At 66.0% G+C, this 26,827-nt stretch carries 20 protein-coding genes and 1 pseudogene; all 21 read right to left on the reverse strand.

Annotation, left to right across the window (positions count from 1 at the left end; translation table 11 throughout):
• Positions 1–234 (reverse strand): annotated as a pseudogene (locus tag BMX96_RS11440) (IS256 family transposase); the annotation flags it as partial.
• Between the two features lie 48 nt (positions 235–282).
• Positions 283–819 (reverse strand): hypothetical protein, encoded by a 537-nt coding sequence (locus BMX96_RS11445; protein WP_091845628.1) that lies wholly within the window; start codon positions 817–819, stop codon positions 283–285.
• Between the two features lie 262 nt (positions 820–1,081).
• On the reverse strand, positions 1,082–3,355 hold the full coding sequence (locus BMX96_RS11450) for a DUF6538 domain-containing protein (protein ID WP_091845629.1): 2,274 nt from the start codon (positions 3,353–3,355) through the stop codon (positions 1,082–1,084).
• A 289-nt stretch (positions 3,356–3,644) separates the two neighbouring features.
• A complete protein-coding gene (locus tag BMX96_RS11455; protein ID WP_139210053.1) occupies positions 3,645–5,369 on the reverse strand; it encodes a hypothetical protein in 1,725 nt (574 codons plus the stop codon).
• 119 nt (positions 5,370–5,488) lie between these two features.
• Positions 5,489–6,985, reverse strand: a complete 1,497-nt coding sequence (locus BMX96_RS11460) for a hypothetical protein (protein WP_139210055.1) — start codon at positions 6,983–6,985, stop codon at positions 5,489–5,491.
• Between the two features lie 74 nt (positions 6,986–7,059).
• Positions 7,060–7,356 (reverse strand): hypothetical protein, encoded by a 297-nt coding sequence (locus BMX96_RS11465; protein WP_091845632.1) that lies wholly within the window; start codon positions 7,354–7,356, stop codon positions 7,060–7,062.
• Entirely contained in the window at positions 7,340–7,594 is a 255-nt protein-coding gene (gene lysC, locus BMX96_RS11470) for an Rz1-like lysis system protein LysC (protein ID WP_236737043.1), read from the reverse strand. The genes BMX96_RS11465 and lysC overlap by 17 nt, the downstream gene beginning before the upstream one ends.
• 270 nt (positions 7,595–7,864) lie before the next feature.
• Positions 7,865–8,425: an N-acetylmuramoyl-L-alanine amidase gene (locus tag BMX96_RS11475; RefSeq protein ID WP_175481724.1), complete on the reverse strand. Its 561-nt coding sequence runs from the start codon at positions 8,423–8,425 to the stop codon at positions 7,865–7,867.
• A gap of 11 nt (positions 8,426–8,436) precedes the next feature.
• Complete coding sequence (locus BMX96_RS11480) at positions 8,437–8,865, reverse strand: hypothetical protein (protein ID WP_139210057.1); 429 nt, start codon at positions 8,863–8,865, stop codon at positions 8,437–8,439.
• A 37-nt stretch (positions 8,866–8,902) separates the two neighbouring features.
• Positions 8,903–9,208: a hypothetical protein gene (locus BMX96_RS11485; RefSeq protein WP_091845635.1), complete on the reverse strand. Its 306-nt coding sequence runs from the start codon at positions 9,206–9,208 to the stop codon at positions 8,903–8,905.
• A gap of 5 nt (positions 9,209–9,213) precedes the next feature.
• Positions 9,214–9,552 carry a hypothetical protein gene (locus BMX96_RS11490; protein ID WP_091845636.1) on the reverse strand — a complete coding sequence of 113 codons (339 nt, stop codon included), beginning with the start codon at positions 9,550–9,552 and terminating at the stop codon, positions 9,214–9,216.
• Positions 9,553–9,562: 10 nt separating this feature from the next.
• Positions 9,563–10,702, reverse strand: a complete 1,140-nt coding sequence (locus BMX96_RS11495) for a hypothetical protein (protein ID WP_139210060.1) — start codon at positions 10,700–10,702, stop codon at positions 9,563–9,565.
• Between the two features lie 10 nt (positions 10,703–10,712).
• The gene (locus BMX96_RS11500) at positions 10,713–13,460 is read right to left on the reverse strand and encodes a glycosyl hydrolase family 28-related protein (RefSeq protein ID WP_091845638.1); all 2,748 of its coding nucleotides are present in this window, start codon (positions 13,458–13,460) and stop codon (positions 10,713–10,715) included.
• Entirely contained in the window at positions 13,457–15,949 is a 2,493-nt protein-coding gene (locus BMX96_RS11505) for a hypothetical protein (RefSeq protein WP_091845639.1), read from the reverse strand. The genes BMX96_RS11500 and BMX96_RS11505 overlap by 4 nt, the downstream gene beginning before the upstream one ends.
• Positions 15,942–19,433: a hypothetical protein gene (locus BMX96_RS11510; RefSeq protein WP_139210062.1), complete on the reverse strand. Its 3,492-nt coding sequence runs from the start codon at positions 19,431–19,433 to the stop codon at positions 15,942–15,944. The genes BMX96_RS11505 and BMX96_RS11510 overlap by 8 nt, the downstream gene beginning before the upstream one ends.
• An 89-nt stretch (positions 19,434–19,522) precedes the next feature.
• Positions 19,523–21,616, reverse strand: a complete 2,094-nt coding sequence (locus BMX96_RS11515) for a hypothetical protein (RefSeq protein ID WP_091845641.1) — start codon at positions 21,614–21,616, stop codon at positions 19,523–19,525.
• On the reverse strand, positions 21,613–22,137 hold the full coding sequence (locus tag BMX96_RS11520; RefSeq protein ID WP_175481725.1) for a hypothetical protein: 525 nt from the start codon (positions 22,135–22,137) through the stop codon (positions 21,613–21,615). The genes BMX96_RS11515 and BMX96_RS11520 overlap by 4 nt, the downstream gene beginning before the upstream one ends.
• A gap of 17 nt (positions 22,138–22,154) precedes the next feature.
• Entirely contained in the window at positions 22,155–24,593 is a 2,439-nt protein-coding gene (locus BMX96_RS11525) for a phage tail protein (protein WP_091845643.1), read from the reverse strand.
• A complete protein-coding gene (locus BMX96_RS11530) occupies positions 24,590–25,174 on the reverse strand; it encodes a phage connector family protein (protein WP_091845644.1) in 585 nt (194 codons plus the stop codon). The genes BMX96_RS11525 and BMX96_RS11530 overlap by 4 nt, the downstream gene beginning before the upstream one ends.
• Before the next feature lie 52 nt (positions 25,175–25,226).
• The gene (locus tag BMX96_RS11535; RefSeq protein WP_091845645.1) at positions 25,227–25,685 is read right to left on the reverse strand and encodes a hypothetical protein; all 459 of its coding nucleotides are present in this window, start codon (positions 25,683–25,685) and stop codon (positions 25,227–25,229) included.
• A 65-nt stretch (positions 25,686–25,750) separates the two neighbouring features.
• Complete coding sequence (locus BMX96_RS11540; RefSeq protein WP_091845646.1) at positions 25,751–26,695, reverse strand: phage capsid protein; 945 nt, start codon at positions 26,693–26,695, stop codon at positions 25,751–25,753.
• Between the last annotated feature and the right edge of the window lie 132 nt (positions 26,696–26,827).

The following is a 26,827-nucleotide window of genomic DNA, read 5'->3' on the forward strand; positions in this document are numbered from 1 at the left end:
CGTCTCGGTGCCAAAGGTGCCGGTGAGCTGTCGCTTCCGGTGACCGTGGCGATAGCCTTTTGCCGGGCCGTCCCCACGACGGTAGCGAAGCCGGCCGAGGAAGCTGGCCAGCTCCTCTTCGAACACGGCTTCGATGGTCGCGCGCACGTTGGCTCGAAGCCGCTCTTCGATCAGATCGAACCCGGCCTCTTCGGCCAGTAGCGCAAAGCTCGCGGTGTCGGTAATCTGGTTCATGGCGTGATCTCCCTGGCGGTTGCCGCCGCCGGTTGGGTGGGTGTCAGTTCACCCGGAGATTACGCCGCCCTCGAATTTCCACCACCTCCGCGACACGACCTCGAATGGGCGCTCCTGCTGCCGCAGACAGGCCTCCTCGGCCGTCGACCAGGAACAGATGTCGAACGGGTTCGCGTCTTCGAGATTCAATTCGACCAGTAGATCGCCAACCTGCCGTGCCGTCCGCCCGAACTTCAGGAATGTCGAGATACTGATGCGGTCGGGTGCAGAAGTTTGTTTTCCCAGCCCACTTTCATTAACGGCGCCATTGCTGCAGCGTTTGCCGAAGTATTTCGGAAGGTTTCGGATCTTCGCCAATGCGAGGACGACATCTTCCCGATCAATGTCGGAGAAGATCGGATTCCCAAGGGCCCACGTCCAAACGCGCTTCGCGCTCTGGGTATTCGCACCGCTGATCCGGCGCCAGTGTTCACCACGAACGGCATCGAGTAATCGAGCACCAGACCGATAGCCCCGCGACTTTGCATCCATGAAGATGTCGAAGGCTTCTGACAGGCAGACCTGGTGTTCGCCGGCAAGGATCAATTGCGATTGTTCAATGCGATTGGCGGGGTCAAGAAGATGGCGGGGTACCGATTGGTCGGCCGTTGTCCGCCATATTGTGGTTGCAGTTTCGTTTGCGAGGTTAACGCGCATTTCCTGGGTCTCCGTTCGTGTGGGAATGCTGCCCCTATGCCCCGGATTCGCGGGAAACAGTTGATCTGAGTCAAAATTTCGGATCGTTAACTCCGGCGCCGCATCACGCCTTCGTGATGTCGCCTGAAAATGCGATGGCTTGGCTCAAACATCAGGCTGGTCGACGCCGAAACCCGACGACATTGCCGTGATTGTCCTGTGTCTCAGTCGGCACGGGCTTGGGAGCTGCGGCCTTTTGCGCAGCGAAGGGGCTCTTGATCCTCGAGATATCCAGGTCGATCCGGCTGATGACCTCGTGGAGCGTCTTCACCCAGATCTCGCGCGTGTAGGACCCGTCACCCTCGTCGACCGGCTTCTCGTGCCCCATCAGGCGCCGGCGCACCATGTCGGGGCAGAGCAGGTTGCCGAGGTCGTTGTGGAATGTCGTGCGGAACGCATGGAAGTCGAGCCCGGGCCAGTAGCAGTCGTTCGTCTTGCGGTAGTAGCCGAAGGCCTTGCTGTAGAGTTCGGAGAACGTGTCCTTGGTCTGGCCGCGGTTGAGGTTCGGGAACAGGCGCGACTGCTTCTGCCGCCGCCGCATCTCCACGAAGTTAAGAAGTCCGAGCTCGACGAGCTTCGGGTGCACGGCGATGCGACGTTCCCCGGCGGTGGACTTCACGTGGTTGCCGGTCACGTTGCGCACCGTGAAATAGGCAATGCCGTTCTCCGAGCCGAAATCCTCCGGCCCGAGTTGCAGGATTTCCTCGGCGCGACAGCCTGCAAGGCGCGCGATGAGAGGGCCCCAGAACAGCGGGTAATCCTTCTCCTCGCATTGCCCCTGGTAGACCGGAGAGGCGAAGAGCTTCTGGATCTTGTCGTCCCAGAGCATGCGCGAGCGATCTTCCTCGTTCGCCTTCATGTCCTTCTCCTCGTCGTTGGTCCAGGAACAGATCTCGAACGGATTCTCCTCGATGAGCTTCATGGCCTTCAGCATCTTGCCGACCCGGTTCGCCATGCGGCCGTGGCGGAGGAAGGTCGCGACACGCAGCCGCGGGATCTTCGCGTCGAGGGCCGCGCGTTCGAGTTCGGCCGGCGTCACCTTGCCTCTTGCGGCAAGAACTTCCTTCGCTGCGATCGCCGTGGCCAGTTCCTGCTCGTCGGCACGCTCGACGAGATCGCGGAAACCTTTCGTATTGAGAAGGTTCTTCTTCTTGCCGTGGTATTTGGGGATCCGGCGAATGACATTCAGGACACCGTCGACTTCCGTCCAGTCGATCTGTTTGAGCGGTTGGTTGCCCAAGACATCGACCCAAATATCGCGGGCTTTCCTTGCGTTGCCCCTCGAGGACCGAACCCAGTTCCGACCCTTGTCCGGAAAACTCTTCTGACGTGCTTCGAAATTGTCCCCATAGCCGAGTTCTTTCAGCTCAAAATACAGGTCGAACGCCTCTCGGAACTCGATATTGGGGCCTTTCGCCAGGGCCGCGCGCGCCTTGTCGGAGAGGAGCGACTGATCGATCAGGATCCGGGGTTCTTCGCGCGGCATGGCGGGAGCCTTCGGCGCCGGCTCGGGCGACGCAACGATAGGTTCGGGTTCGCGATCGTGGCTGGGCGTTCGGCTGGACACAGTGTCCGCGACACCCAATTCCGCCGTCTTCGGCGTGGCGGGAGCCTCCTGGGCCGGGGTCTGAGCCGGAGAGGCCACCTGTGGCGCGGCCGGGGCGGTGCCCGACGGGATGGTTGACACCGGCACGGAAACCGCACCAGGCGCAGCTGCTGCCGGGATCGTCAGGGCGGGCGCGTGCGATTGTGCGACAACCTGGGGCAGGACAGCGCCCGGGGCGGCCGAGCGGCGCGCCATCACCGACCGGAAGATCGGCGTCACGTCTTCGTAGGTTCCGACCTCGCGCTTCTCCCGCTCGCGCGACACATCCAGCATGACCCGCAGCGCTTCGAAGGCGAGCGCGCGCCAGTCAGCGGTGCTCACGTCGAGAGTCACGCCGAACTGCCTCGCCATCTCGCGCAGGGGATCCGTGACCGGTGTCCGGTCGCCGAGCGCGAGGGCACGCCGCAGCATATCTTGGGTCGCACGCTCGGTCTGCGCCGCGAAATTCGCCGCCTCTTCCGAACGCGGCTCGGCGGAGGCGCGCAGAGCCTCGTGCGCCGCGATCTGGCAGCGCGCCAACTCGGTCAGCAGGGCAACATGTTCGGGCTTCAGATGATCCACCGGTCTCTCCGTCGTCAGCGCGAAGGCCGCGTCGGTGAGCACCGTCAGGCGCGCGACGAGGATCTTCGCTTCGGAGAGGACGTCGGTCCGCAGGCTGAGACAGATGGCCGAACTTTGACCAGGGTTCGATATCTCGACGAGCGCCCTCGGCAGGCGGCGCCGAAAGAAGAAGCCCGAGGGGCGTTTTTCGAGATGGGGGGTGTGTGCGACTCCGGCCATGGCAGGTGCTCCGAAAACGGTTCCAGGGCATCCGGGAGTCGGGATCCGTGCACCGGTTCGGGCACGCGTTTGTGCACCAATTTGTGCACGTGCACAGGTGGCTCCGACTCCGGTCGGGGCTCATCCAATGAAATCAACCACTTAGGGAATTTTGGCTCCGGCGGTAGGGATCGAACCTACGACCAATTGATTAACAGTCAAAGATTAATCTAATTAAAACAGTATCTTAGTCGATCTAAAGCGTTTTTTTGGGTTGAACGTTTCCAATAGGTTACGGCTCCGCCCAGCTTCACGCCGGTTCCAGGGCGCCGCGGCTGGCCGGATCGGCGCGCTGCACGTTCGCCCCGTCGCGGAATGTGATCGGCCCCAGCGCATCCTCGATCACGCCCGCGCCAACCTGCGGCACCAGCGTTCCGCTCGCATCGGACGGAATGCCCGTGCCCGCGACTGGCGTTCCGGTCCCATCGACGTAGCCCGTGGTGCTGGGGTCGTAGATCGGTGTCTCGTCCAGCGGCCCGTCGCTGATGTTCGGCGTGCCCAGGTTCGCCTCGACCAGCGCGTTGTTCCCGACCACGACATCGGTGTAGCTGGTCTGCGGGTTCACAAGCTCGGTCAGCGGCCCGTCGAGGTCGTTAACCACCGTGTTGTGGATGAGCGCGATCAGCCCCGTGAACAGGCTCGGTTCCGCCGCGCCGTCGCCGTTCGAGATCCCCAGCTGAAGGAGCGCAGGATCGAAGCCGTTCCGGCCCGCCATGGTCGGCAGAAACGCCTTGTTGTTGCGCATCAGGAACGGCGACACGCTCACGTTCGCGATCGTCGAGGTTTGGTGATCGCCGATGAAGGTGTTGCCCTCCACCCGCATCCGCGCCTTCGCACGCGGGATCGAGGACGCGCCCTCTTCCACCGTGCCGGCCGAGAGCATCGTGGATCCACCGCGCAAAACGCTTTTCGTCACGCTGATCCGATCAGTGCGCGTCGTTCCGGTCCCGAAGCGCCCGATGCTTTGGATCGCCACCTCGCCGTTGATCCAGCCCGACCAGCCGTGCCCGGATGTCCCTTGGCTGTGGCTGACGCTCTGAACCCGGCTGGTGTCGATCCGCAGCGGGAACCCGCCGTTGTTGCCTTGGTCCGTCCGCGCGCCGTCCAGTGCGCCGTAATCGACGCCAACCAGCCCGAAATCCCGCGTCTGGAACTGGTAGAAGATGCTGTGGCCGAAGTCCTTGAACACGCTGTCGGTCGCCGCGAAGCCCACGTCCAGGTGCGCCCCGTCATCCGCGAAATTGGTGTGGAAGTTGAAGCCGCGGATGTCGCAGTTGTCGACGTGGATCAGGTTGCGCGGGGTGTTCGGGAATAGCGCGCCGATGAAGCTCGTGTCCGGGCCGCTGGCCGCGAGGCTGTCATACGGCCCGTCTGCGTCCAGGCCGGACAGCCGAAAGTCGTGCGAGTAGGCCGCGACAGTGGCTGCGGGCGACAGGTTGAAACCTCCCGCGTTCGGGATCAGCGCGCGGCCCGTGCCGAACGCCTTGATGAGAAGATCGCCCCCGGTCACGGCTTGCGCGGCCTGCACGAAGGTCTCACCGCCGCGCGGCATGATGCGCTTGGGCGCGGTCGTGCCGTTGGACCAGTCCCGGATGGCCGCCGAAATGTCGTTGCCCGTGATCAGCCGGGCGCCTGCGGGCGCACCTTCGAAGTTTCCCGAGGGCGAGAGGCAGATCGTGTCTTGCCCTGGATAGGCCGCGTTCTCCGATCCCACGGAGATCGTCGTGCTGCCCGTGGCCCCCAGCCCGGTCAGGACCATGTCCGCCCCTACCTCGCGCACCAGGACCGTCAGGGTGTGCGTCCCTTCCGTCGGCAGGTAAATCATCGCGTCGGGCCCGATCAGGTAGCGCGCGTTCCCGTTGCCCTCTGCGGTCGCGAACGGCACGCTGGACAGGATCACGTCGCCGTCGAGCGCCAGGTAGACCTCGTGCCTGTGAAGCCCGTCGTTGCCCTGCGCAAACCCTGTCGCGCTCAAGTCAAGCTCGATGAAAGCCACATCGAACCCGGCATTCGACCTCGACCGTCGGACCACGGTAATCGTCACGTTTCCGGACACGATGACAGTCGGGGTTCCATCGAAAATGATCGAGGGCATTACGCTGCAAGCTCCAATGAAATGACGTAGAAGCCGTCTTCGAAATCGGTCGCCCCGCCGTCGCTGGTGACCGTGACGGGGCGGTCGATCTCTGCGCTCAGACCGCTAGCGCTGCCCGAGGCCACCATGCGCGTGCCGGTGTCCGCGTCTTCGGTCAGGCCGGTCCAGGTGGTCAGGTTCGAGTTGAAGTTGTCCCGCGACATACCGATCAGGACGCCACCTTCCGGCACGTCGATCAGCACGGCCCACTGGTTCGTGGCCGGCGTGTCATCGAACGCCTCGTCGTGAAGAACCGGCTCCCCGAGCATCGTGTAGACTGCGTGGCCGATGTCGAAAAACGGGTCCGCTGTCGTCTGGCTGTCCGTCCAGGCGATGTCGGCTGTCGTGCCGGTCGGCACGGCGGCCTTGAAGGCCAGCATGCGCAGCGCACCGCTGCTCTGCGGTGTCCCGAGCGGCTGCGCCGCCACGCCGCCAATGGTGAGCTGCACGTCGGTCGCCGCCTGCAAGCCAACAGTCGTCATCACCACGACCCAGCGGTTTGCCGCCGCCGTGCCGATGGGAACGCCGCTCACCGTGTAGGGCTGCGCGTTCTCTGTCCCGAACGTATCCGTGACCTGGTGCGCCAGTCCCGTAAGAGTTCCGCCGCTCGCCCCGATGGACAGCGGATCGACGGTCAGGATGATGATGTTCGAGGCCACGGCCCCGTCGCTTTCGCGGATCAGACAGATCGCGATCCGCACCGCGCCGTCCGCCGCCGTGGTGAAATCGCTCGTGACACCCTCCCCGATCGGGCTGTTGGTGTATTCGAGGACCCCCGTGCCGCCGGTGCCATTGTAGAGGTTGCCCGTGTTGACGGCGATGCTCGCTGTGGCGGCCGCCGCGTAGAGACGGAACCCGGTCACGCTGTTCGAGTAGGTGTAGCTGAGGGTGTTCGTCGCCGGATCGAAAGACGCCGTGTCCAGAATGGGCGCGGGCGCCGCTGGCGCCTCGACCGTGAAGGTGAAGCTGTCCTGCGCCGTCGCTCCCACGTCGTCGGTCACCGTGACGGTCACGGCCGTCGTCTGCACCGTGTCCAGCGCCAGGGTCAGGATCGAGCCCGAGACGCTGCCCACGTTCGAGCTGAAGCTGTAGGGCGCAGTGCCGCCGCTGGCCGACAGGGCCACCTGCACGGTTCCGCCGGCCGCCTGGGTTTCTGTCACGTTCGCCAGCGTGCCGATGCTCAGCGGGACCGGCAGGGTCTGCGCCGCAGTGGCGAAGGGCTGGCTGTTGCCTTCGCTGTTCGTCACGGTCTCGATGGCGTAGTAGGTGTCGCCCTCGCCTATCGTCGTGGTTCCGGCCACGGGCGAGCCGTTCAGATAGTAGGTCGCCACCTGGCTGCTAATCGTGCCCACGCTGGACGTGTATACTCCCGGAGTGAACCCGCTAGCCAAAGTGGCGCCGTCCGCCAGGCTCGCCATGACCGGCGCGGTGGTGGCGGTGATGACGGCCGCGGCCACTTCCGCTCCGAACGCGCGTGGAAAGGCGCGCGGGAAAGCCGGCTGAAAACCGGGCTGGAAGGCGCGGCCGCGCATCAGGCGATGTCCCGATGATCGACGTTCACGGTTGCATCGCTCGAGGCCGAAAGGCCGAAAAGCCGAACGGTCCCGGGCCCGAACGCTTCGACCAGGTCGATCTTGATCTCTCGATCGACCGTGCCGATGATCCGCCCGTCGGTTCCAGTCGGCGGGGTGTCGTCCGGTCGACCCATGATCCGGATCTCCTTTCCCTTCGGATCGATTACATGCGCGGACACGACGCTGGCATCGGCATTGGTCATCTCGGTCCAGACATCTGCATCGAGCGTCACGTCTTCACTGTTGCGGGGCATCAGGGGTCTCCTTCAGGATCTCAGCCATGGTTTCGATTTTGCCGTTTGCACAGCGGGCCGCGGTCAAATGCTCTGTCGCCAGCACCGCAAGATCTCGGTAGGTCTCGGCTTGCCGCTCACTGATCCGACAGGGCGTTAGCGTCTCGGCCGGGATCTGTGGTGGCAGGTAAACGATCCGCTCGGGCTGGCACGCGCCCGCGGCCAAGAGCGTCGAGAATGGCAGGATCAAGAGGCGCATCGGCACACTCCCCCATGTCAGCGGTTTGCAGATGTTCGATGGTTGCGCGGGCCTCGGCGGCCTCCTGGGCTTGGAGCTCGGCGCGGGCGGCTTCGACCCGGCGCGCAGTCCGCGCCTGGTCGGCCTGCCGCAGCAGCGCGGCATTGCTGGATCGCAGGGTCGCGTTTTCTGCCCGCTGGGCATCAAGGCGGGTCGTCTGGACGTATCCCCATCCAGCGGCCCCTCCAAGCGCCAGCACGGCCGCACAGAGCGCGTATGCCAAGATCTGTTTCACGCCGCGCACTGCTCTGCGGGCGCAATCGCCATGCAGCCGCGATAGATCGCTTCGGCCAGCTCGTCCATGTTGGCGTCGGCCGCGTGGCAGAACTGCGCATTCCCTCCGAAATAAGGCTCGGTCAGGATCGCGGGCGCCCTGCCCTGCCACAAGGAGCGACCGCCGCGGTCATGCCTGCCGCGCACTTGCACGCCGTCGTCCTCGTTGCCCATCACGGCAAGCATGCGGGCCTGGACTTCGCGCGCCAGCGCCATGCTGCCGGGCGTCCCGCTGGACAACGTCAGGCACCCTGTCGCGCGCGGGTCGGCCGAGCCGTTGAAATGGAGCTCGACCGTGACGTCGGCGCCCCAGGCATCGGTCTCGGCATAGACCTTGTCGATCTCGCGGCTGTACCCGCCGGCGCTTGGATCCCGGCGGAAGATCCGCACGCCTTCGGGGTCGTGCGCCCGGATCAGCTCGGCCAACTGGCCATTCCAGTCATACTCTGTGCGGCCATCCGTGATGCGAACAGCGCCCTGGGCGCGGGCGTTATGCCCGATGACGATAGCGATCTTCATTCCATGTCCTTTCATTGGTCTTGCCAATCGCCTGCGGCGAACGTGTTGGTCTGACGGGCCGGGCCGCGCGGGCAATTGGTGTGCGTCACCAGGATCTCCCAGCCGGTCGGCTCGATGGTTTCAGGCCGGACGATGACCCACGGGCCCCAGGTCTCGATCCTGTCGGATGGCGGGCGGTTTCCACCGCGCCAGACGCCGTGTTCCGGAGAAACATCCAGCGGCGCCCAGGCCCGGGATCCATCGTTGCGGATCACATAGGCGGTGAGATGATCGAACTCGCAGCGGTCCTTGCGCATCCAGCCCTGAACGACCAAGCCGCCGCGGGCAATCTCCTGCGCAGAGACGGACACCTCCGAAAATGGCGTCATGCCCATCAGGTCGCGATACCAGCGGTATTCCGGCAGGCGCTCGGTCCACGCATAGCCCACGATCAGCGCCACCAGGACGAACGGCGTCAGGGATTTCCGAACGGCGACCCTAGTTTTTTCCATTGCCGCCCCCAAATTTCTTGCGGATCAGCTCCTTGACGAAGTCGCGGTCGCTGAAGAGCGCGGTCCCCACGTCAAGCGCAATCAGGATGAAGGCCATGAGTGCGACGGCCGCGAGGATCTCGTTGTCGCGCGTATAGGCCGCGGCCGTTGGCGACAGGGCCAGGGTCAGCAGGGCCGAGGCGATGGTCTTCCCGACGCTCGCCATCAGCGTCTCGGACTTGCGGTCGCGCATGAAGATGTAGACCACCATGCCGATGAACGCGGCCCAATACTCGTGGGGCTTGTCGAACACGGGGGTCAGCCTCCCTCGGCTGGCTTTCCGTCCAGCATGTCGTGCGCCTGGCGCTTGAAGTGACGGGTCGCCGGGTGAAATTGCATCACGGCTTCGCGCACCATGACGAGCTCTTCGGGTTTCAGGTCGAGGACCCCGCCCTGCATCATAGGCGCCACCAATCCGCCAAGGGTCAGGTCGCGGATCTTGTTCTGATCCCGTGGGTCCATGGGCGGCTGATCAGCCGCCAAGGCGCAGAGGATGCCAAGCGTGACGGGCTTCTTCTCGTCGTCGCTGGGCAACATCTTCTCTTCCCAGGGCTGGCCGGTGGGTCCGACAAGGATGGCGCCGAAATCGATCTTCATGGTGAGCTCCTTAGGATGCTGGTGTTGAGCACGGGATGTCGCGAATATCGCCGTCATAGGTGACGACCCGGATGAAGCCGTCGGCCGCTGGCGGCGCTCCGGCTGTGTAGGCGCCCCAGGCGACAAGTCCGCCGTTCTGCCCCTGTAGGTGCAGGTTGCGGCTGTCATTCAGCGCGTTCGCCGCCCTGATCAGCGGGGCGCCGGACCCGGTCGCTGCCTCGACGCGAACGTGGGCAGTCGCCGCGGCTTGGTACGCGACCACGAAGAGGTTGCTGGCTGGGTTGATCAGCTCGCCGATCGCCAGGCCGCCGTCGGACACAAGCATCTGCATCCGCACGGCCGAATTCTGGATGGCGCTGGCGATGCTGAAAACCTCGGGCCGCACGCCGTCCACGTCGGGGTCGCGCGAGGACCAGCTCAGCATGTGGCGGTAGGCCATGCGGATGGCGTGGGCGTTCCCGTCGGTCCATCCCGTGGCCGACGGGTTGTCTTCCTCGCCGTCGCGAAGCAGGGCGTTGAAGCCGAAGACCAGCCCCGAAAGGAACTTCGCGCCATTATCTCCGAGGAAGATACCGGCCGGTACGCCATAGGACCGGCCGAAGACCGCCGCGTCCGACCCGGCCATGAGGCGGATACCCTGGACCAGGCCCTGGCCCGGCGCCTTGTGCGGGTCAGAAGCGCCGTGTTCGGATCGAACCTCGATACTGACGTTCTGCTCGATGCCGAAGCCGAGTGCGCCAAGGAGGCTGCGGAAATCGCCGTAGTAGCTCCAGCCCTTGCGACCGGTCGCGTAGGCGTGCCGGTTGAGACCGATGGCAGCGACACCGATCGCGTCCGTATCGTCGCTTGTCCGCGCCACGCCGCTGATCGCACCGCCGACGGACGTGATGACCGCCATGCGGAACAGGTCCTGCAGGTAATCCCAGCCCTTGCCGGTCGGTGCGGTGTCGCCGATCAGCTCGAGCCACGATCCACCGGTGACCGCGCCATCCACCTGCGCGCCGTGCAGGTAGCCGTCGCCTAGGAACACGCGGCCGTTGTGCCCGAGGATCGACGGGACGACCGAGCCGGACGCGAAAAAGGCAGGCGACGCGATCCGGACGCCCCCCGCGGGCGCCCAGTCGATCATGCGGGTATCCAGTAGGGCCATGATTACTCCCTCACGCCAGGACTGCGGTGTTGTCGTAGGAGGTCAGCCAGGCCCCGCCGCTGCGATGGACGAGCACGCCCGTGCCGTTGCCAGCGGTCTCGCCGGCCTTCCGCCCGTCGGTGGCATAGGCGATCGACCCATCGGCCACCGAGATGGTAGCCAGCTCCGCGACCGTTTTCGGTGGAGCCTGCGGCGGCACAAGGAAGATCACGCCGGCATCGTCCAGTTGCATGACGTCAACCAAATTGCCGGCGCCATCCTGGACAGCGAACCACATATTGAAGTTGCCGCCGGTCGACCCTGTCGAGCGTAGGGAGGCTTCCAGAAACAGGCCATCGTTGTCGCCCGTGGTGTCTGCCTTCCAGATGCGGAAACCGCCAGCCTTGCCGTTTTCGTCGATCCAGCCGCTGTCATCGGCGGTCGCGACGATGTCGATCCAGTTGTTTCGCGGCCCGATGATGGACACCGAGCCCGGAAAAATGTTGCCCGACCCCGCGTAGACGCCCGCAATGTCCTCGACGTTAGTGGCGCAGCCCTCGAACTGGATCTGATGGACGTTCGCGCTGGCGCTGTTGTAGCGCAGGCCGGTGCCGCAGTTTCGCGCGGAACCGACGAACCTGTTTTGAAGTCCACCAGTATCCCAAGCGACGTCGCAATCGTCCGCGAAGGCTTCGACGTTGCAGTGGCGGGTATCGGCGCCGAAATCCAGGCCGCGCCCGGCCCCACCAGTCCCTCGGCACCGGATTGCGTTCAGCCCGCGCCCGGACAGACCGACCGGCAAGCCGTCGCCGTTCGCTGTCGCGCGGTACCCATAGAACTGGTCAGACACCGTGCCACCCGTCAGGGTTACATAGGCATCGTTCACCTCGACGCCGGTAATGAACTCGGTGGTGGTGTTGCCGCTGCCTACGGGCTTGGTCGACGTCACGTTGTGGAAACCGAGAACCGACCGGGCGCCGCCCAGCCGATTGCTGGCATTCACCGGGGCGTTCATGCGGATGCCGGTCTTCCGCGTCTGACCCGGCTTCAGGTCCCAGGTTTCCTCGATCCAGATATGGTCCGCACGGACCGTCCCGCGAATGTCAAGGCCCGCCTGATCATCGTGATCCGGGTTCTGCATGAAGGATTTGATCCAGATCTGCTGGATCGAGGTCATGCGGTCCGGGGTGACAGGCAGTCCGAGGATCACTGTGAAGGATTTGATATCGATCGCATCGCCGCCGATGTTCTCGAAGACAAGGCTTTTCAGCGTCAGGCCCTCGTGGCTGACGTTCTGGCCGCCGAACCCGTAGTGAGCGCAATTTTTGAACTCCACGCGCTCGATCCGCGCGTTGACGAGCGAAGTCGCGTCGTTCCAGGTGATGATCCCCTCGCCGCGCTTCGGATCGGTAGGGTGCGGCGCGAGAGCCGGCCAATCGCCATCGATGGTCAGATCCATCACGCCACAATTGCGGATGCCGCGAATGCCGATAACGGACCGCCACTCGTTGGCCGCGTTCCGCAGGATGGTCTTTCCCATCCCCCGGCCGCGAAGCACGACGCCATCCAGAAGCCGCAAGCCCCCGCCGAGGTTGGCGTTGAAAGTCTCCTGATCCCCTTTCGCGCCGTCGACGAGGAACGTTCCCTCGGGCAGCTCGACCATACCGCCCCCGATGGCGCTGGCGAAGTTGATCGCGGCCTGCGATGCCGCGTTGTCGGCCTCCATGTCGCCTTCGCCGATCGAGCCGAAATGCCCGGGGTCGATCCATTCGACCGTGGGCATCGCGTTCGCCATATCCGCGATGGGGTTCGTCCCGAAAAGGACATGCCCGGCCGGGATCTTCACATAGGACAGATCGCCGGCGCTCACCTTGGTGCCGCCCGGCACCTGGGATGCGAAGAGCGCCCACCACGCGACCAGCGCGGCGCGACCCGCGAACCCGCCGCCAAGCCGCAGCCACTCCGCGACCGACAATCCCTCGTCGGTGCCGATCAGATCCGCGTCGGTGGCTGAGACGCCGGCGGACGGGGTGACGATATTGCCGTCGATCGCCAACCCCGCCGCGGCCGTCTCGACAAGCCGGACGCCCTGCCCCGATGGCGACGACGCCATGGGCACCAGGACGAAATCGGTGGTGGGCCGTTGCCGCACGCCGCCGATCCAGAGCTCGATATACTTCGTGGCGATCGGATCATCCGGCAGCGCGAAGGGCCCGACTGTGCCGTCGGCCGTAATGCTGAACGGTGTGACCTCGACCTTCGACGTCGAAATGATCGTGTCCGCCTCAGAGAGCACCAGGACACTCGGCCCGTTCTCCCAGCCGCGCTCGGTGCCGACCAGGATACGATTGATTTCCGGCTCGGGCAGCGTCCTGCGCTGTCCGTCTGCCGGCGGCGCGGCCAGCTGGGGGACCAGGCGGGTGCGCTCGGAGTTGTCCTGCGCCGCCATTGCCAGCCGGTCCAGCTGGCGCTCTAGCCCGCGCTCGCGGGCCGAGGTGCCCACCCAGCCCTGCTGCACGCTGGTGGCGCGCAGGATGTCCAGCCGCTTGCCCTGGTGCTCTGCAAAGGCCTCGGCTGTCAGCGTCAGCGCACCGCTTTCCGCGGGCCCTTGCGGGAGGATCGTGTAGCTCGTGGGCGCAAGCGTTTGCTCGAGGCCGGCGAGGTCGGTGACCCGGGCAACGATGTCGGCCGCTGCGGCGAATTCGAACGTCACCGGGTATGGACCTGCAGACTGGATGTCCGGATAGCTCGGCGGCGCGGTAAAGACGTCGACGGTCATTGCAGATCTCCCAGGGCATTGGTGATGTCGGGGGCCCGGTCGGGCGCAGCTGCGCCGCGATCCCACCAGGTGCGGTTGCCGTAGGTGCGCTCGCGATTGCGTTCCTGGCGGCGCCAGGCATCGCGGGCTCCGGGATCCAGCATCAGCTGCAGCTGGTCGGCGGCCAAGCGATCGAAGGCGACACGCCCGGGCCACAAGCTCGAGAAAATCGGCGTGTTGTATCGAAAGAAATTCGCGGCATCGCGACCGAAATACGTCTCATTGCCCTCGATCGCGGCGGTGGTATTGGCCACGATCGGGCGGATCACGTCGCCAGCAAACCCGGCAACCGGTCCCGCAAGGGTCTGCTCGATCCCGCCGCCAAAGCGATTTTTCTCGGAGAACAGGAAGTCACTGAAGATCCCGAGGCCGCCCGCCTGGATCTCGGCCGCCAGCCAGAACTTGGCCTCGTCCATGGGTCGGGGATCCCTGCCCTTCGCCAGCTCCTTCAGCTGCAGCGCCAGCGCGCCCATGACCAGCGTGGAGCTGCCCATGACCGCCAGGTATTTCGCCTTGCCCAGCGGCGTCGGGATCGCTTTGAAAATTGCGATTTGACCCATGGTGAAGCTGAAAGCGTAATTCTTGAACCCACCCGTCGATTGAAGAAGCTCACCGCTAAAGGTCCCGGGGCGGGTGTCTCCCCGGACAGCTGCAGTCGCGCGCATCCGCTTCGACGGGATGAACAGCTCGACCTGGTCGGCCAGTGCGGCCTGCAAGCGAAGCGCCAGGTCCTCGGCCTCGGCCCGGGGCAGCGCGGTCTGGTGCTCGAGCCACCAGAAGGGCGAGATAAAGTCGGCGCCGCCATCGGTCACATATCGGCCGTCTGGCGCGCGCAGGGCATCCCAGTCGGCCTCGGTGATGCCGTGCCGGCGCAGAAGGTTCTGCAGCATGCCGTCGACATCGCCAAGCGCGAGACCAGCCTGGCTGGCCAGGTGGCCGGCCGTTTCCATCTGCACCGCCACGCGCAAGGTATCCGTCCAGACACCCAACCCGCTGGCGCGGATGGTGAAGCCAGACAGGCGCGATAGCGTGTCGTTGGCCACCACGTCGTTCGTCAGCCGCGCCGAGGTCGACGCGATCGACATCAGCGTCTCGGCCACGAACCCCATGCGTTGCGCGTCCTCGCGGCTCGCGCTCGATGCCACCTGCCCCACGACCCGGCTCAACATGTTGCCGGGGTGACCGCGCATGACGGTTGCGGCCGTGCTGATCGTGGCCAGGTCCGATACGGCCGAAAGGGTGGCAGATCCCAGCTTGGTCGCCACGTTCAGGTGGCGGATGCCAGAAAAGAACCGAGCCCAACCCTCGTGCTCGGCCTGGTTCACTGCGCCGCTGGCATGGGCCAGCAGCACCCGGGCGCGCTTTACGCGCTGGTCGACGCCCTCCTTCAGTCGGCTATTGCCCGACACTTCTGCGCGGCGCGTCGCCACCTGCGTCGCGTATTCCAACCCGGCGGTCGGGTTGGGCCCGAATACCTGCATCAGCGCGATATCCCGGGCCTGGACGTCCAGCTGGCCTAGCATAGATGCCAGCGGGTCGGACATGCCGAACTCGGCGTTGTAATCCCACCAGGCGTCGCCGTCTCGGAAATGCAGCCGGCGCGGCTCGTCGCGCTTGCGATACATGGCCGCCCCACCGAAGGTCATGGCAGGCTCGCGATTGTCCCATCCGCGCGTGGTAATCCCGCGATACACGTCCTCGAGGAACGCCCGCGCGGCCGCCTTGCTCGGCGTCTTGCCCTCGGGCGCAAAGGGCCGCCCCGTCGAGAAATCATCGATCCGGGACCAGTCGAGCTTGTCGAAGATCCGCGACGCCCAGGCGTCGAAGCCGGCATCCTCAATCGCGCGCGCGTCGTGGGTGTGACGCAGGCCGTAATCGGCGAGCTCGCCGATATCACCACCAAGCGCGTTCATCTTCTGGCGCTGCCAGCCCTGCACCTTGCGAACCGATGCGGCGTAGGCCTTCGCGATGTCGCTGCCGCTGTCCTGGCCGTGGAGCTCGCGCACCACGTTGCGCAGGATCACCGGGTCACGGGACCGGCCCAGAACGTTCTGGCCATATGCCCGCAGCCCGTCCTGCAGATCGGCCCTGATGCGGGCCTGAATGGCGTCCTGCAGGAACCGCACGCTTTGCCCCTCGTAGGTCGATCCCGGAACCGTCTCGAACATGTCCAGGAGCGCCGTCGCCACATCAGGCGTCGTCTCGAGCCGCGCCTTGATTTCGCGCATCTTGCCCAGCTGGTTCAGAACCATGTGCCTGCGCGACCGCCGCTGCCGTCTGGTTGCCTCTTTCAGGTCGGCAGCGGCGGCCGCCTCGGCCTGGTGGCGCGGCAAAAACCGCTCGTAGTGGGCCACCTGGCGTTCGTATTCCGCACGGGCCGCGTCCGCGCGGCCCTGGTCGATATCCCCTGCGGCCAGCGCATCGGTCAGACATTTACGCATATCAGCCATCGGCTGTCCCCTCGATCGGGCAGCCGTCGATCGCGCGCTGCAGGGCGTCATCGGCCTCGAGGTCGTCCAGCGCTTCGCGCACGCTCATGCGCGATCCGTCGTCCAGCGTGATCTCGAGGTCGGCAAAATCCTCGGCCAGCTCGAGGCCGCCCGTATTGCCTGGCGCGCCATCATCCCCTATATCTGGGGTGGAGGTATCCCCCATGTCAGATCGAACATTCGTCGATTGGGACGGCCGACCCGCGGTGCTGTTCTCAGCCGCCCGGGGCGAGGCACTGGCGCTTCTCGAGCCCGACGGCACCTGGGAAGCGGTCGACGCGCTGGACGTTTCCAACACCGCATCGGTGCTGCCGTCGGAAGCCGCGCTGGTCGACAGGTTCGCGGGCGCGTTCGGATCGTTCGAAGTGCCGAAGAGCTTCGCGATCGACGGGTCCTCGCGGCTCAGCGCCTCGGCATAAAGCGTCCGCATCTGCTGCGTCAGCTCTTCGATTTCATCCGGATCGCTCGACGACCGCGCGCGGGTGTAGAGCTTGTGACCCGTCGCCTTCTTCGCCTTCAACAGCTCGGGCGACCAGATCTGGATTTCCGCGATCAGGCCGCTCTCGGTCTGCAACAGGACCTTGCGATCGGCGTAGCCCTCGGGGGTCCGTGACCACCCTTCGTCAATGATCCGACCGCTGCCCTTTAGGCTCTCGACGACCTGGTCGGCCTGTTCGGCCGTATTGACTAGGAACCCGCCGCGCACGATGTCGGTCAGCTCGCGGACGCTGCGATAACGCTTGCGCTCGATCTTGGCCGCGGCGGTGTCCATGTCTTTCAGCGCGGCTGCCGTGAATGTCGCGCCGGCATCGGCAGCGATGCGGTCGCCCAGTTCGTCAAGCTGCGTCTTCGCGCCCGGGGCCAAAAGATACAGTTCATCCAGGCTGTCGGCCGGCTGATCGTCCTTCATCTGCCGCAGCTCGGTCACCGGATCAGTCGCCTGGCGCGACAGGGGCCGGGTAAATCCCTGCTCGAGGGCAGCGTCCGCGGCCGCGGCCTCTTCGCTCATTGCCCCATCGGGGAAAGCAACGTCGGCCGGATCCGCCGCGGCCGCGATCGGCTGCGATCGCGCTGCCGGCGCCGCGCCGATCGTGTCCAACTCGCCGAAGGCCTCGCTATCGATCGCCTTCAGTACGTCCAGCGGGCCGGGCGTGTCCGAGAACAAGGCGGCGTCGGTGGTGCCGATGCGACGCGCCTCGGCCGCGTAGCGCGTCAAGAGGTCGGTAACCTGGTCGGCCCGGGCGGCGCGGCCGCCTTTGTAGAACCGCCGCGCCAGCGCGGCCGTCAAGGGTGCGACCGCTCCGTCGAACAGATCTTCATCGGCCAGCATTTCAGCCAGGATATCGGCCGGCCGGCCGCCGGCCTTTGCGACCACCCGCGCCTCCGCGATGATCCGCATCGCGTCCATGACATGGGCCGTCACGTCGAATTCAGGACGCAAGCGGCCGTCGCTGACGGCGCCCCGCAGCGCGGCCCAGCCAGGCGCCGACTGCTCGAGCGCTTCCATCAGGCTCAACAAATCGCCGGCGCCGGTTTCGGCGTAGCGCGACAGTATGTCGGGCGCGTCGAAAGCCCGTGCAAAAAGAGCCTGGCGGATCCGCCGTTGCCCTTCATCATTCAGCGCGCCGCTTGCATCGACCAATCCGCTGCGCTCGGCCTGCGGCATGCTATCGAGGGCGCGGCGCACGAAGGGCTGGTTTTCTGCTGCCGCCAGGGAACGCGACGGATCGAAGAGGGCAACGGTATCGGCATCGATGGCCCGGGCGTCGGCTGCGGCACGCTCGGTCGCCGACATGCGCGCCACGGCCGAGCTGTTGGCGGCACGCACGAATTGCTTGCGGGCCTCGGCTGACAGATCGGAGCTCCGCCGCGCGATCAGCACGGGCTGATCAACGCCGTCGGGAATTGTGAAGCCTGCGGCCTCGATCTGCTGGCGATAAGCATCGGCCCGGTTCGGGTTGCGCTCGAAGGCGCGCTGGATCGCCATGACCCGTCCGTTACCGCTTTCGATCACGTTGTCGGGCCCGACGATGGGCGCGCCACGATCGGCCTCGGGCGAGGGCATCAGCCGCGCGGGATCCAGCCTGGCGGCCATTTCGGCCACCTGCTCATCGCTCGATCGACGGCTGCGATCGCGCGGCTGCAGATCCCCGCTGGCGCGGACCAGCGATCGCGCGTCGACCACCTCGTAATCCACATCGATCCGAAGATCGTCGCCGGCCGTGATCTGTCCGCGCTGGGTATAGCCGCGACGATCGCCGTAAGTGATGTAATCGGCAGAGCCGGCATCCGGCGCGGCGCCGCCTGACGGCCTGACCGGTGTGTCACGGGGGCCGCGGTATCCTTCCCAGGCTTCCGTCCCCTGTTGGCGCCAGATCCACCAGCCCAGCCGATCCTGCAGCGCCTTGGTCATGACTTCATCGCCGCGCAGGCCGAGGCCCTTCTTGGCAGCTCGGAGCGTCGTACCGACGATCTGATAGGCCCCCATGGGCGTTGCGACCCGCCCGATCCGTGACTTGACCCACTGGCCGTATCGACCGCGCGGGGCCGAAAAGGCGATCGCCTCGTCGACGGTCATTTCCGTCAGCTTCACATCGGCGAAGCGTCCGCCGGGTCGGTTCTGGAAACTGAACAGCGCGTCATAATCACCGCCGCTCTCGCCCGCGAAGATCCCGTTCCGGATCTTCTCGGGAATGACCTGGCCGGGCGGGTAGATCGGATCGATGTCGACCTCGCGCCCCTCGTTCATGGCCTCTTCGGAAGTATCGACAGCGTCGCCGAAGGTGACCTGGTCGGCCTCGGGCGGGCGACGGGTCCCGGTGGTTTCCTGACGCGTGCGCCGCACATCGAAATACCGCTGCGCTGCCGCGACGCCGCCACCCAAGGCGCCGCCGAGGATCCCGGCCGTGCCGAGCGACAATGCCACGTCACCGACGCCCATGGGCAGGTCCAGCTCGTCGGCAACGGCGAACTGACGCGGCAGCGTGGCCGCCTCGGTCGCCACGCTCACGCCGGCCTCTACGCCGGCCGCTACGCCGATCCGCGTGCCGGCCGCGACCCCGAAGGGCAGCGATGCCAGGGTGCTTTCATCCGTGACCCCGGCCCACAGGCCACCCAGGATGCCGGCCGCCGCACTCCCATTGTCCAGAATGTCTTGCTGCGCCTCATATTCCGCCTGGCGCAGCGCGGTCACACGCTTTTCGAACTCTTCCGGCGTAGCTGGCAAATCGTCGTAGCGGCCGTCGGCATCGTTCTCGCGCAGTGCCGCAACGCGATCGGTCGCGTAGCCGACCTGAGCGTCGACGATCCTGTCGAAGGATCCGACGGTGAACCCGGGCCCGTCGCCATAGGCAGAGCCGAGCCGGTCGGAAATCTCCGCGATGGCCCGTTGTCGATCGACGTTGCGCCGGTTGAAGCTGTCCATCTCGATCCGGGCGGCGGTCACGCCCGCGTTGAACGTCTCGCCGAAATCCGACGGCAGGCGGGTCAGCGGATCCAGCTGGCTTGCGGCTTCGGCGTTGCGCAGCATGAAGCTCATGGCGACACCGCCTGCATCAGGGCCCGAAGGCTGAAGGTGAACTGTGCGCCGGCATCGTTCAGCAGCACCTCTGGCCGGCCGTTCCGACGGGGGCGGACGAACACGTAGGTATCGTCACCCACCGCCTGCAGCTGCAGGCTGGCGATGGTCGCGGCGTCTGGAAGCTCGCCCATGATGTCCGGACGCTGCCCGTTGCTGGCTTGCCCGAGCTGCGTCAGAAGCGTCTCGGCATCGAACTGATTGGTTGCTGTCTGGCGCGGCCCCGTGGGCACCTCCATGATGCCGAGGCGATCGAGGGCGTTGTCGACGCGGTCGGCGGCAACGCCTTGTGGCAGGATCGTCCGCATCCCCCGCACGTCCTGGATACCGCCGCGGGCCGAGCTGCTGTCGGCCTTGCCGATGCCGCCCATCACCTCGTGGAAAGCCTGCTGATAGATATCCTCGTCGAAGCCCTCGTCGGGATCCACGCGGCCCATGCGCCGCGCGTAGAGCGCGTCAGCCGCGGCGACGGCCGCCTGGCGATAGGCCTCGCCACCCGGGATGTCCGTGAAGACCGTCTCGATGACGCCGAAAGCCGTCTCCGCGCGATCGGCGATCGGCGGCAGCTTGATGTTGTCACGCGCCAGCGCTTCTTGCCCGCGCAGGATCTCGGCCGACAGGCCGACGGATCCGCTGGCGCTGGCCAGCATGCCCACGTGACCAAGTAGCGGATCGCCCGTCACGCCGACCAGGCTATCGGGCCCGTCGGCCGGCAGGGTGCTTGCAAGCGTAGCTGCCAGCAAAGCGCGCTGGCGGGGATCCTCGGTCGCCTGCAGGCGGGTCTTGAGCTCGACGCGTTCTTCCGCGGTGAAGACCGTTGCGGTTTCAGTATATCCCGCGTCAGCCAGCTCGTAGCCTTCCCGTACGCGGCGAACGACGTCGCGGGCCAGGCCGGCCGGCGCGTTGTCGAAATCCAGCGGGGTGTCATCGATCAGACCACGCGCCGCGGCCGTGGCGATTGGATCTTTCGCGAACTCGTCCAGTGTGTCGTCCAGCGCCCCGCGCAGGACCTCGAGCCGTTCTGCCTGCCACGGGCGCGCCAGCGATCGCTTTTCCTCGGCATCGATCAACGCGCGCAGCTCGCCGGGCGTCTTCAGCTGCAGCTGGCCCTGCTCTCTCCGCAGATCCAATGCCGCGGCCGTCCGGCCGTATCCCGGATGCTGCTGGTAGGCGGGATCCGACAACTTGCGCTCGTCCACGGCCTCGCGTCCGGCGGCGGCGATCTCGCGGATCGCGACCAGGTCCTCGCCGATCTCCCGCTGGCGAGCCTCGGCGGCCTTCTCAGCTTCGCGCGCCGCCGCGGCCGCCTGGCGCTCGAGGGCGCCGGAAGCCTGGGTCCGGTACCGCGCCAGCGTTTCGCCTCCGAGCCCATCGAAGTCGCCAGCGTCGGCCGCCGTGATGAACCCTTGTGGATCCTCATCGATCAGACCGATCGCCCGGGCATTCGCGATATCACCGCGCAGCCCTTGGCGCTGCAGCTCGGCCGTTTCGGCATCGATGACACCGGCGGCCAGGTTCTGGGCGATGATGTCCTCGCCTTCCGCGACCAGGGCCGCGCGGGTCTCGGGATCGGCACTGGTTGCGACCCGCGCCGCCGTGTCGGAATAGCGCAGGAAATTCGCCTGGCGTTCGGACTGCCGCAGCGCCAGGGTGCGCTTACCCAGGGAAAAGCCCTGGCGATTTGCCAGCTCGTCGAAGGTGAGCTCGAAATCGGCGGCGTTCTTCGGGTCGACCGCACCGGGCGCGCCATCGGGTCCGCCGAGGTATCGGCCGCGCAGATCCTCGATCCCTGATTGCCAGGCGGCTTCGGCCTGGTCCGGATCGCCCATGGCCTCGACCGACAGACGCAGATCGTTCATGTCGGCCGTCAGATCGATCGTGTTGCGCTGGCGCGACCGCTGCAGGCGATCGGTTTCCAGCGCGGTGCCAACCTGCAGCGCCGTATCGCCCAGCTCGGCGATCGCCGCGCCCAGCTGCGGCGTTTGCAGCTGCGGGGCGCGGGCAGCGCGGCCGGGATCGGTCCCGGCCGTGGGAACGACCATGCGGCTCATGCCAAGAGCTCCGGCCAGACCTCTGGCGCCCCGCGCAAGAGGCGCCCCGCGCCACTGAACATGCCGCGGATCATGCTCTGCTTACCCTGCGCACGGACCAACCGCGCGCTGTTCGACAGCTCCGTGTCGGTGGCCGCACCGCGCTGGCGGACGCTTTGCGATGCAAAAGCCAGCTCTTGCGCGGCCGTCTGACCCAAATAGATGGCGGTGGGACTTCCGGCTGACACGCCCCGGGCTGCAAACCCGGCACGCTGCTGAGCTGTCTGGGCGCGCATTTTCTTCCGGGTGCGATAGTCTTCGACGGCGTTCAGGCGCGCCTCTTCCTGTCGCTGCACTTCCAGGGCATCGGCCTGCGCTTCCGCGGTCTTCTTGGCCTGGATCCCCTGCACGAAGGATCCGCCCACGCTGGCAAGAAGGCCAATCGTCTGCAGCGCACCACCAATGCCGGCACCCGCCGTCGCAGCCCCGGCCGCTGCGCCCGCTGCGGTGGCGGTGCCACCTGCGCCCGCCAGGGCGGTCAAGAGCGTTGGGACGCACATCAGGGACCCATCTCTTCAATGTCCGCGAAATAGGCGAGGACCGTCATCGGGGCCGCGCCTTCGGGTGTGAAGCGCAGCCGCACGTCGTTGCAGGTGCCCGACTGGACGTCGGTCAGGATTGTCGCGTTCTCTGTCGTGCGGGCATCCGACAGCACGGTCCGGCGCACCAGCGGCTTGGCCGCCCCAAGATGCACGTTCCCGCCGGCATCGCGCTCGACCGCCTGAACACGTCCGCCGGCCGTCTCGTGGATGGCCACTGCGGCGTTATGCAAGCGGCGGCCCCGGCCACGGGCGTCGCCGTCCCGCGCCGGGGCTGAAATCGGAAGCGTCTCGGCAAAATGCGTTTGGTCCAGAAGCCCGATGGTCGCGCGCGTCGCCGGATAGGCGAGCTGCACCGTGCCCTGGGCGTCCGCCGACAATCCGCCCTGGTCCCCGACATCGGTCCAGGCATGCAGGCTGGTCAGCGCCAGGTGCGGCGCCAGAAACTGTTCGCGCGCCGGATCGGCCGAAAGCGAAACCGTGCAGAAGAGGTGCGTCGTATCGCTCAGCACCTCGACAAATCGCCGGGTGGTTTCCGCGACAGTCCTTTCGACTACCATGGACACCTGGTCGGCCGTTCCGGCGGCGTTCGGACTGACGCTCAGATCGATGACCCGACCACCCGCGACCGGCACCACCGCCCAGCCCAGAACATCCTGGTCGGGATCGAACACCATGGCGATCAGATCCCCGTCCCGGGTTCGCATCCAGGCCGTCCGCAATGGTGCGCTCTGCCAGACGATCTGGACGATGGCCCGCGCGCCCAAATGCGCGGCGGGCAGCGACAGCTCGATCGGTCGGGATCCGTCTTCCTCGAAGCTGTAGAGGATCCGGTTCACCCGCGCACTGTCGCGCGAGATATAGACCGGGTCCCCGAAAGCCAGGATCGGCGGCGTGTCGGCGACGCCATCATTCGCCACCAGCTCGGTATCGAAGGTCGTGGGACCGATCGCCTCGCCCGATACGCTCGAAAACACGCGCCAGACTTCACCGAGCGCCCCGATGAACAGGCCTCGTCGCGCCCGCTGCAGCCAGAACAGCCTGTTCTTCCGACCGTCGCTTTCCAGCTCGAACGCGAAACTCGCATCTGCATCGCTGCCCGGCAGGTAATCTTCGAAGGCGTTCTGCGTCGACGCCCAGACGGTACGGGGCTCGGAGGGCGAGGAAATCGCAAACAGGCGGCGCTCGTAGAGCGTGATCGCGCGGGGGTAGCCATAGTCGTCCGACCACGCGCTTTCGGACCAGCGGTAGCTGGGATCGTCGATGCAGGGCTGCGGGATGGTGCGCAGCACCTCTGCCCGCGCCTGGTTGGCGCTCAGAACCTCAGTGACACGGAACACACCCTCGAGGGTCGAGACGAAACGATACTTGGTGTCCTTCGACGCATCGGTGCGTCGCGTGCCACTCTCGTGGGTGGGCGGATTGATCCCCGAATGATCACCGGCGACCAGCTCGTAGATCTTGTCGTCATAGGTCACCAGGTCGCCGTTCCGGGCATCGCCGTCGTTTCCGACCCATAGGGGCACATTGGAAAAGTCGGTGGGCCGGATCAGGAAGACGCTTCCGACGTGGCTATCGCGGAAGACGTCGCCCACGGCGGTCAGGTCGATATTGCCCTCGGACGCGGTCGCGTATTCGTAGCGCCAGCTCGCGGTGTAGACGGGGCTGGTTCCCCAGTCGTAATCCTGCTCGCCGGCCGTGTGGGTCGGCGGGGTCGGGCCGACAGCGCCATCGCCGAGCGCGCCGCCGTCGGTGCGAACGCCCAAGAACGTGTAGACGCGGCCGTCGTGACGACACAGATCTCCGATCGCGAGGGACTGATCGGCGGTGGCATCGCCCGTGGGCGGGCTGCCGGTCCAGACCGTCACGCTGCCGGACACGGCACTGCACTGGATGGTCTTCGCTTCGTCCAGGTTCTGGATACGGAAGGGACCGCTTTGAAAGTCCACCGGCGCGATGGTCCAGTCGTCCAGCGCCAGGCGGCTGATCTTGTGCATCGGCTGCCGGCCATCGACGATGTAGATGACATCGCCGTCTTGCGCCGTATCGAGGTTCGGAAGGTCCGCCTCCTGGTAGGGCGTGGCCAGCTCGAAAGGCGCGCCGTCCCTTTGCACCAGGACACCGTACCGCCAGACCCGCATGACGCCGTCGGTGAACTCGAGCTCGACCGCGTCGTTCAGCGCGAATTCGAACGGGATCCGGCGCGCCGGCAGATCGAGACGCGTGCTGCCCTGGTGAATAGATCCCGGCGCCCTGGCGAAGGCGCCCTGGCGCAGGGGGATGAAACCGCGACAAGCGGACATCCCCGTCTTGAACCGCTGGAAGTCGTCCCGCGCATACAGAAGCGGGTCGATCTCGCCGCCCGAAAACGTGTTCTGGACCACGCGCGCCCGGGTCACAACCGGGCCTCACAGACCCAATCGCCATCGGGCATGGCAGCATCGATCGCGTGTCCGGACGCGCTGTGGCTGTCATGTCGCTTGGCCGCCATCAGAAGATCGTTGAGCTCGACACGTAGATCTGCCCGCTTCGTCCGTGAGCCGACGAATTTCGGCGACAGAAGAACCGCCATCTGGCTGGCGATGGCCGTCTGCAGGAAGGCAGGAAGCTCGGCCTCGACCTCGATCCTGCGGGTGTAGAGAATGTCCAGACCGCCAGCCTGCATGGCTCGGATGAAGCGTCCATCTTGCCGCCATACGTCGCGCGATCGGACGCTGCGCAGTATCAGGCAATCGGTGGGCAGCACGTATCCCACGGGCAGATCCGGATCCTGCGCGACGGCCGTTGCCTCGGGCAGGCTCGCGAAAGTTCGCGCCGCCGACCAATCGTAGTGTTCCAGAACCATGTCGCGGGCGCGGGGATAGACCTGGGCGGCCTTCGCAGCCTCGGAGCTTTCATCGCCAAACGACGAAATCTCGGCCTTCTCCATGAAATCGAAGGCCTGGGCGACAATTGTGCTGGTGGCGATGTCGACGGTCACGCGCGCCCCTCGGGGTCAGACCGGCCCGGGCGGATAGCCCGGGCCGCTTGGATCAGGGGGCCAGGTACGCGACGCGGAACGGCAGCGCACCGGCGCCCGTGGCGTCGGCCTCGGCATGGGCCCAGAGCTCGACATTGCCGCCGGGATCCGAGGCAAGGCCCAGCACCTCCCAGATCATCAGGCCGTGCGATGCGTCACCGAAGGCGACGGGCGTGACGATGTTCTCGGTGGCCTTGGTCTGATCGATCAGCGCATCGGTGTCGCTTTCGGTGCCGATGACGATCTGGGCGAAACCCCAGTTTTCCACGTCGAAGGCAGTGTCTTCATGCAGCAGCGCCGTCGACGGGATCGAGGCCAGGTGGAACTTCGACCCGCTCAGGTCGTCGGCTGCGTTTTCCACGGTCCCGGTGGCGACGATCAGGCGCCCTCGAGCTTTCTGCGGATCCGCCGGGACTGAGCCCGGCGTCATCGGATCGTGGATCAGGTTGGAAGTCTTGTTGGTCACGGGCATGGTGCGCCCTCCTTTCACAGGTCAGAAGGGGGGCCGCCCGGCGGGCACTGGGCGGCCCGCTTAGATCACTCGGCGCAGCGGATGACCCGCACGCCGCCGTCCTGCACGCGGCCGGCGGCCGGGTAGCAGTCGACATGCGCGTAGGGCAGGTTCTTGGCGGCCGTGTCGTTCCACATGTCGCCCTGCACGTCCTGCCAGAAGCCGCAGACGATCTCGGACTTCAGCCAGAAGGGGCAGAGCCGACGGCCGTTCGCATCCCGCGGGAGGCGGTTGGTGAACAGCCAGTTGACGCCCAGAAGGCGCGTGGGCTTGCCTTCGCGGATCGTCTCGACCTCGAACGCGTTCAGGGACCCCTTGGTCTCGAGCGCGATATTGATCAGGTCGGTTTTCTGCTTGGGCGTGATCAGGCCGTAGACCTCTTCGTCGGTCTCGAGCCCGAATTCTTCCAGCTCCATCCCCTCGGTCGCGGCGCGCAGCTTGCCGGTTGTCAGGCCAACATGCGTGCCGGGGGTCTCGTAATCGGACGCGATGTAGTTGGCGGCCGGCAGCGACACGGTGCTGGTCGGCGTCTTGCCTTCGAAGACGGGGCCCAGGATGCCGCCGCCATGCAGGCGGAAAGTCCCGTCCGTCGCTTTCTCGATCCCGAGGATCGTATCGAACACACCGCGCTCGACGGCCTTCAGGTGCGCAGTCACCAGCTGCGAGCTGGGATCCTGCGACTGGTCGAACTTTTCTTCCTTGGTGATGTATTGCCCGCTCTCGATCACGCCCGGGCGGACCAGCCAGCGGCGCGAACGCCTGGGCGGGTTCTCGGGGTTGCGGCGCCCGTAGTCCTCGCCGCGCAGGTAGTCGATCTCGTTGATCAGATCGGCCATGTCCTGCGCTTCGCCGGTGCAGGTGACGGTCGTGACGGCCGCGCGCAGCGGGTTCGACATCTGCTGCGCCGTCATCTTGATGTTGTTCTGGAAGGTCAGCTTGTGATGCGGCTCGACCAATTGACGATAGGACATGCCCTACCCCTCTCGAAAAATCATGTGTGTGAGTTTTCGGAGGGGTTGCCCGGCAACCGGACCCGCCCTGACCGTATCGTGGCCTGACCGCCGGAGCTTATCCGGTGCAGAAGGACCCGACGCACGGGTTAC

The organism is Palleronia pelagia (genome assembly GCF_900110115.1).
GTDB classification, from domain to species: Bacteria; Pseudomonadota; Alphaproteobacteria; order Rhodobacterales; family Rhodobacteraceae; genus Palleronia; species Palleronia pelagia.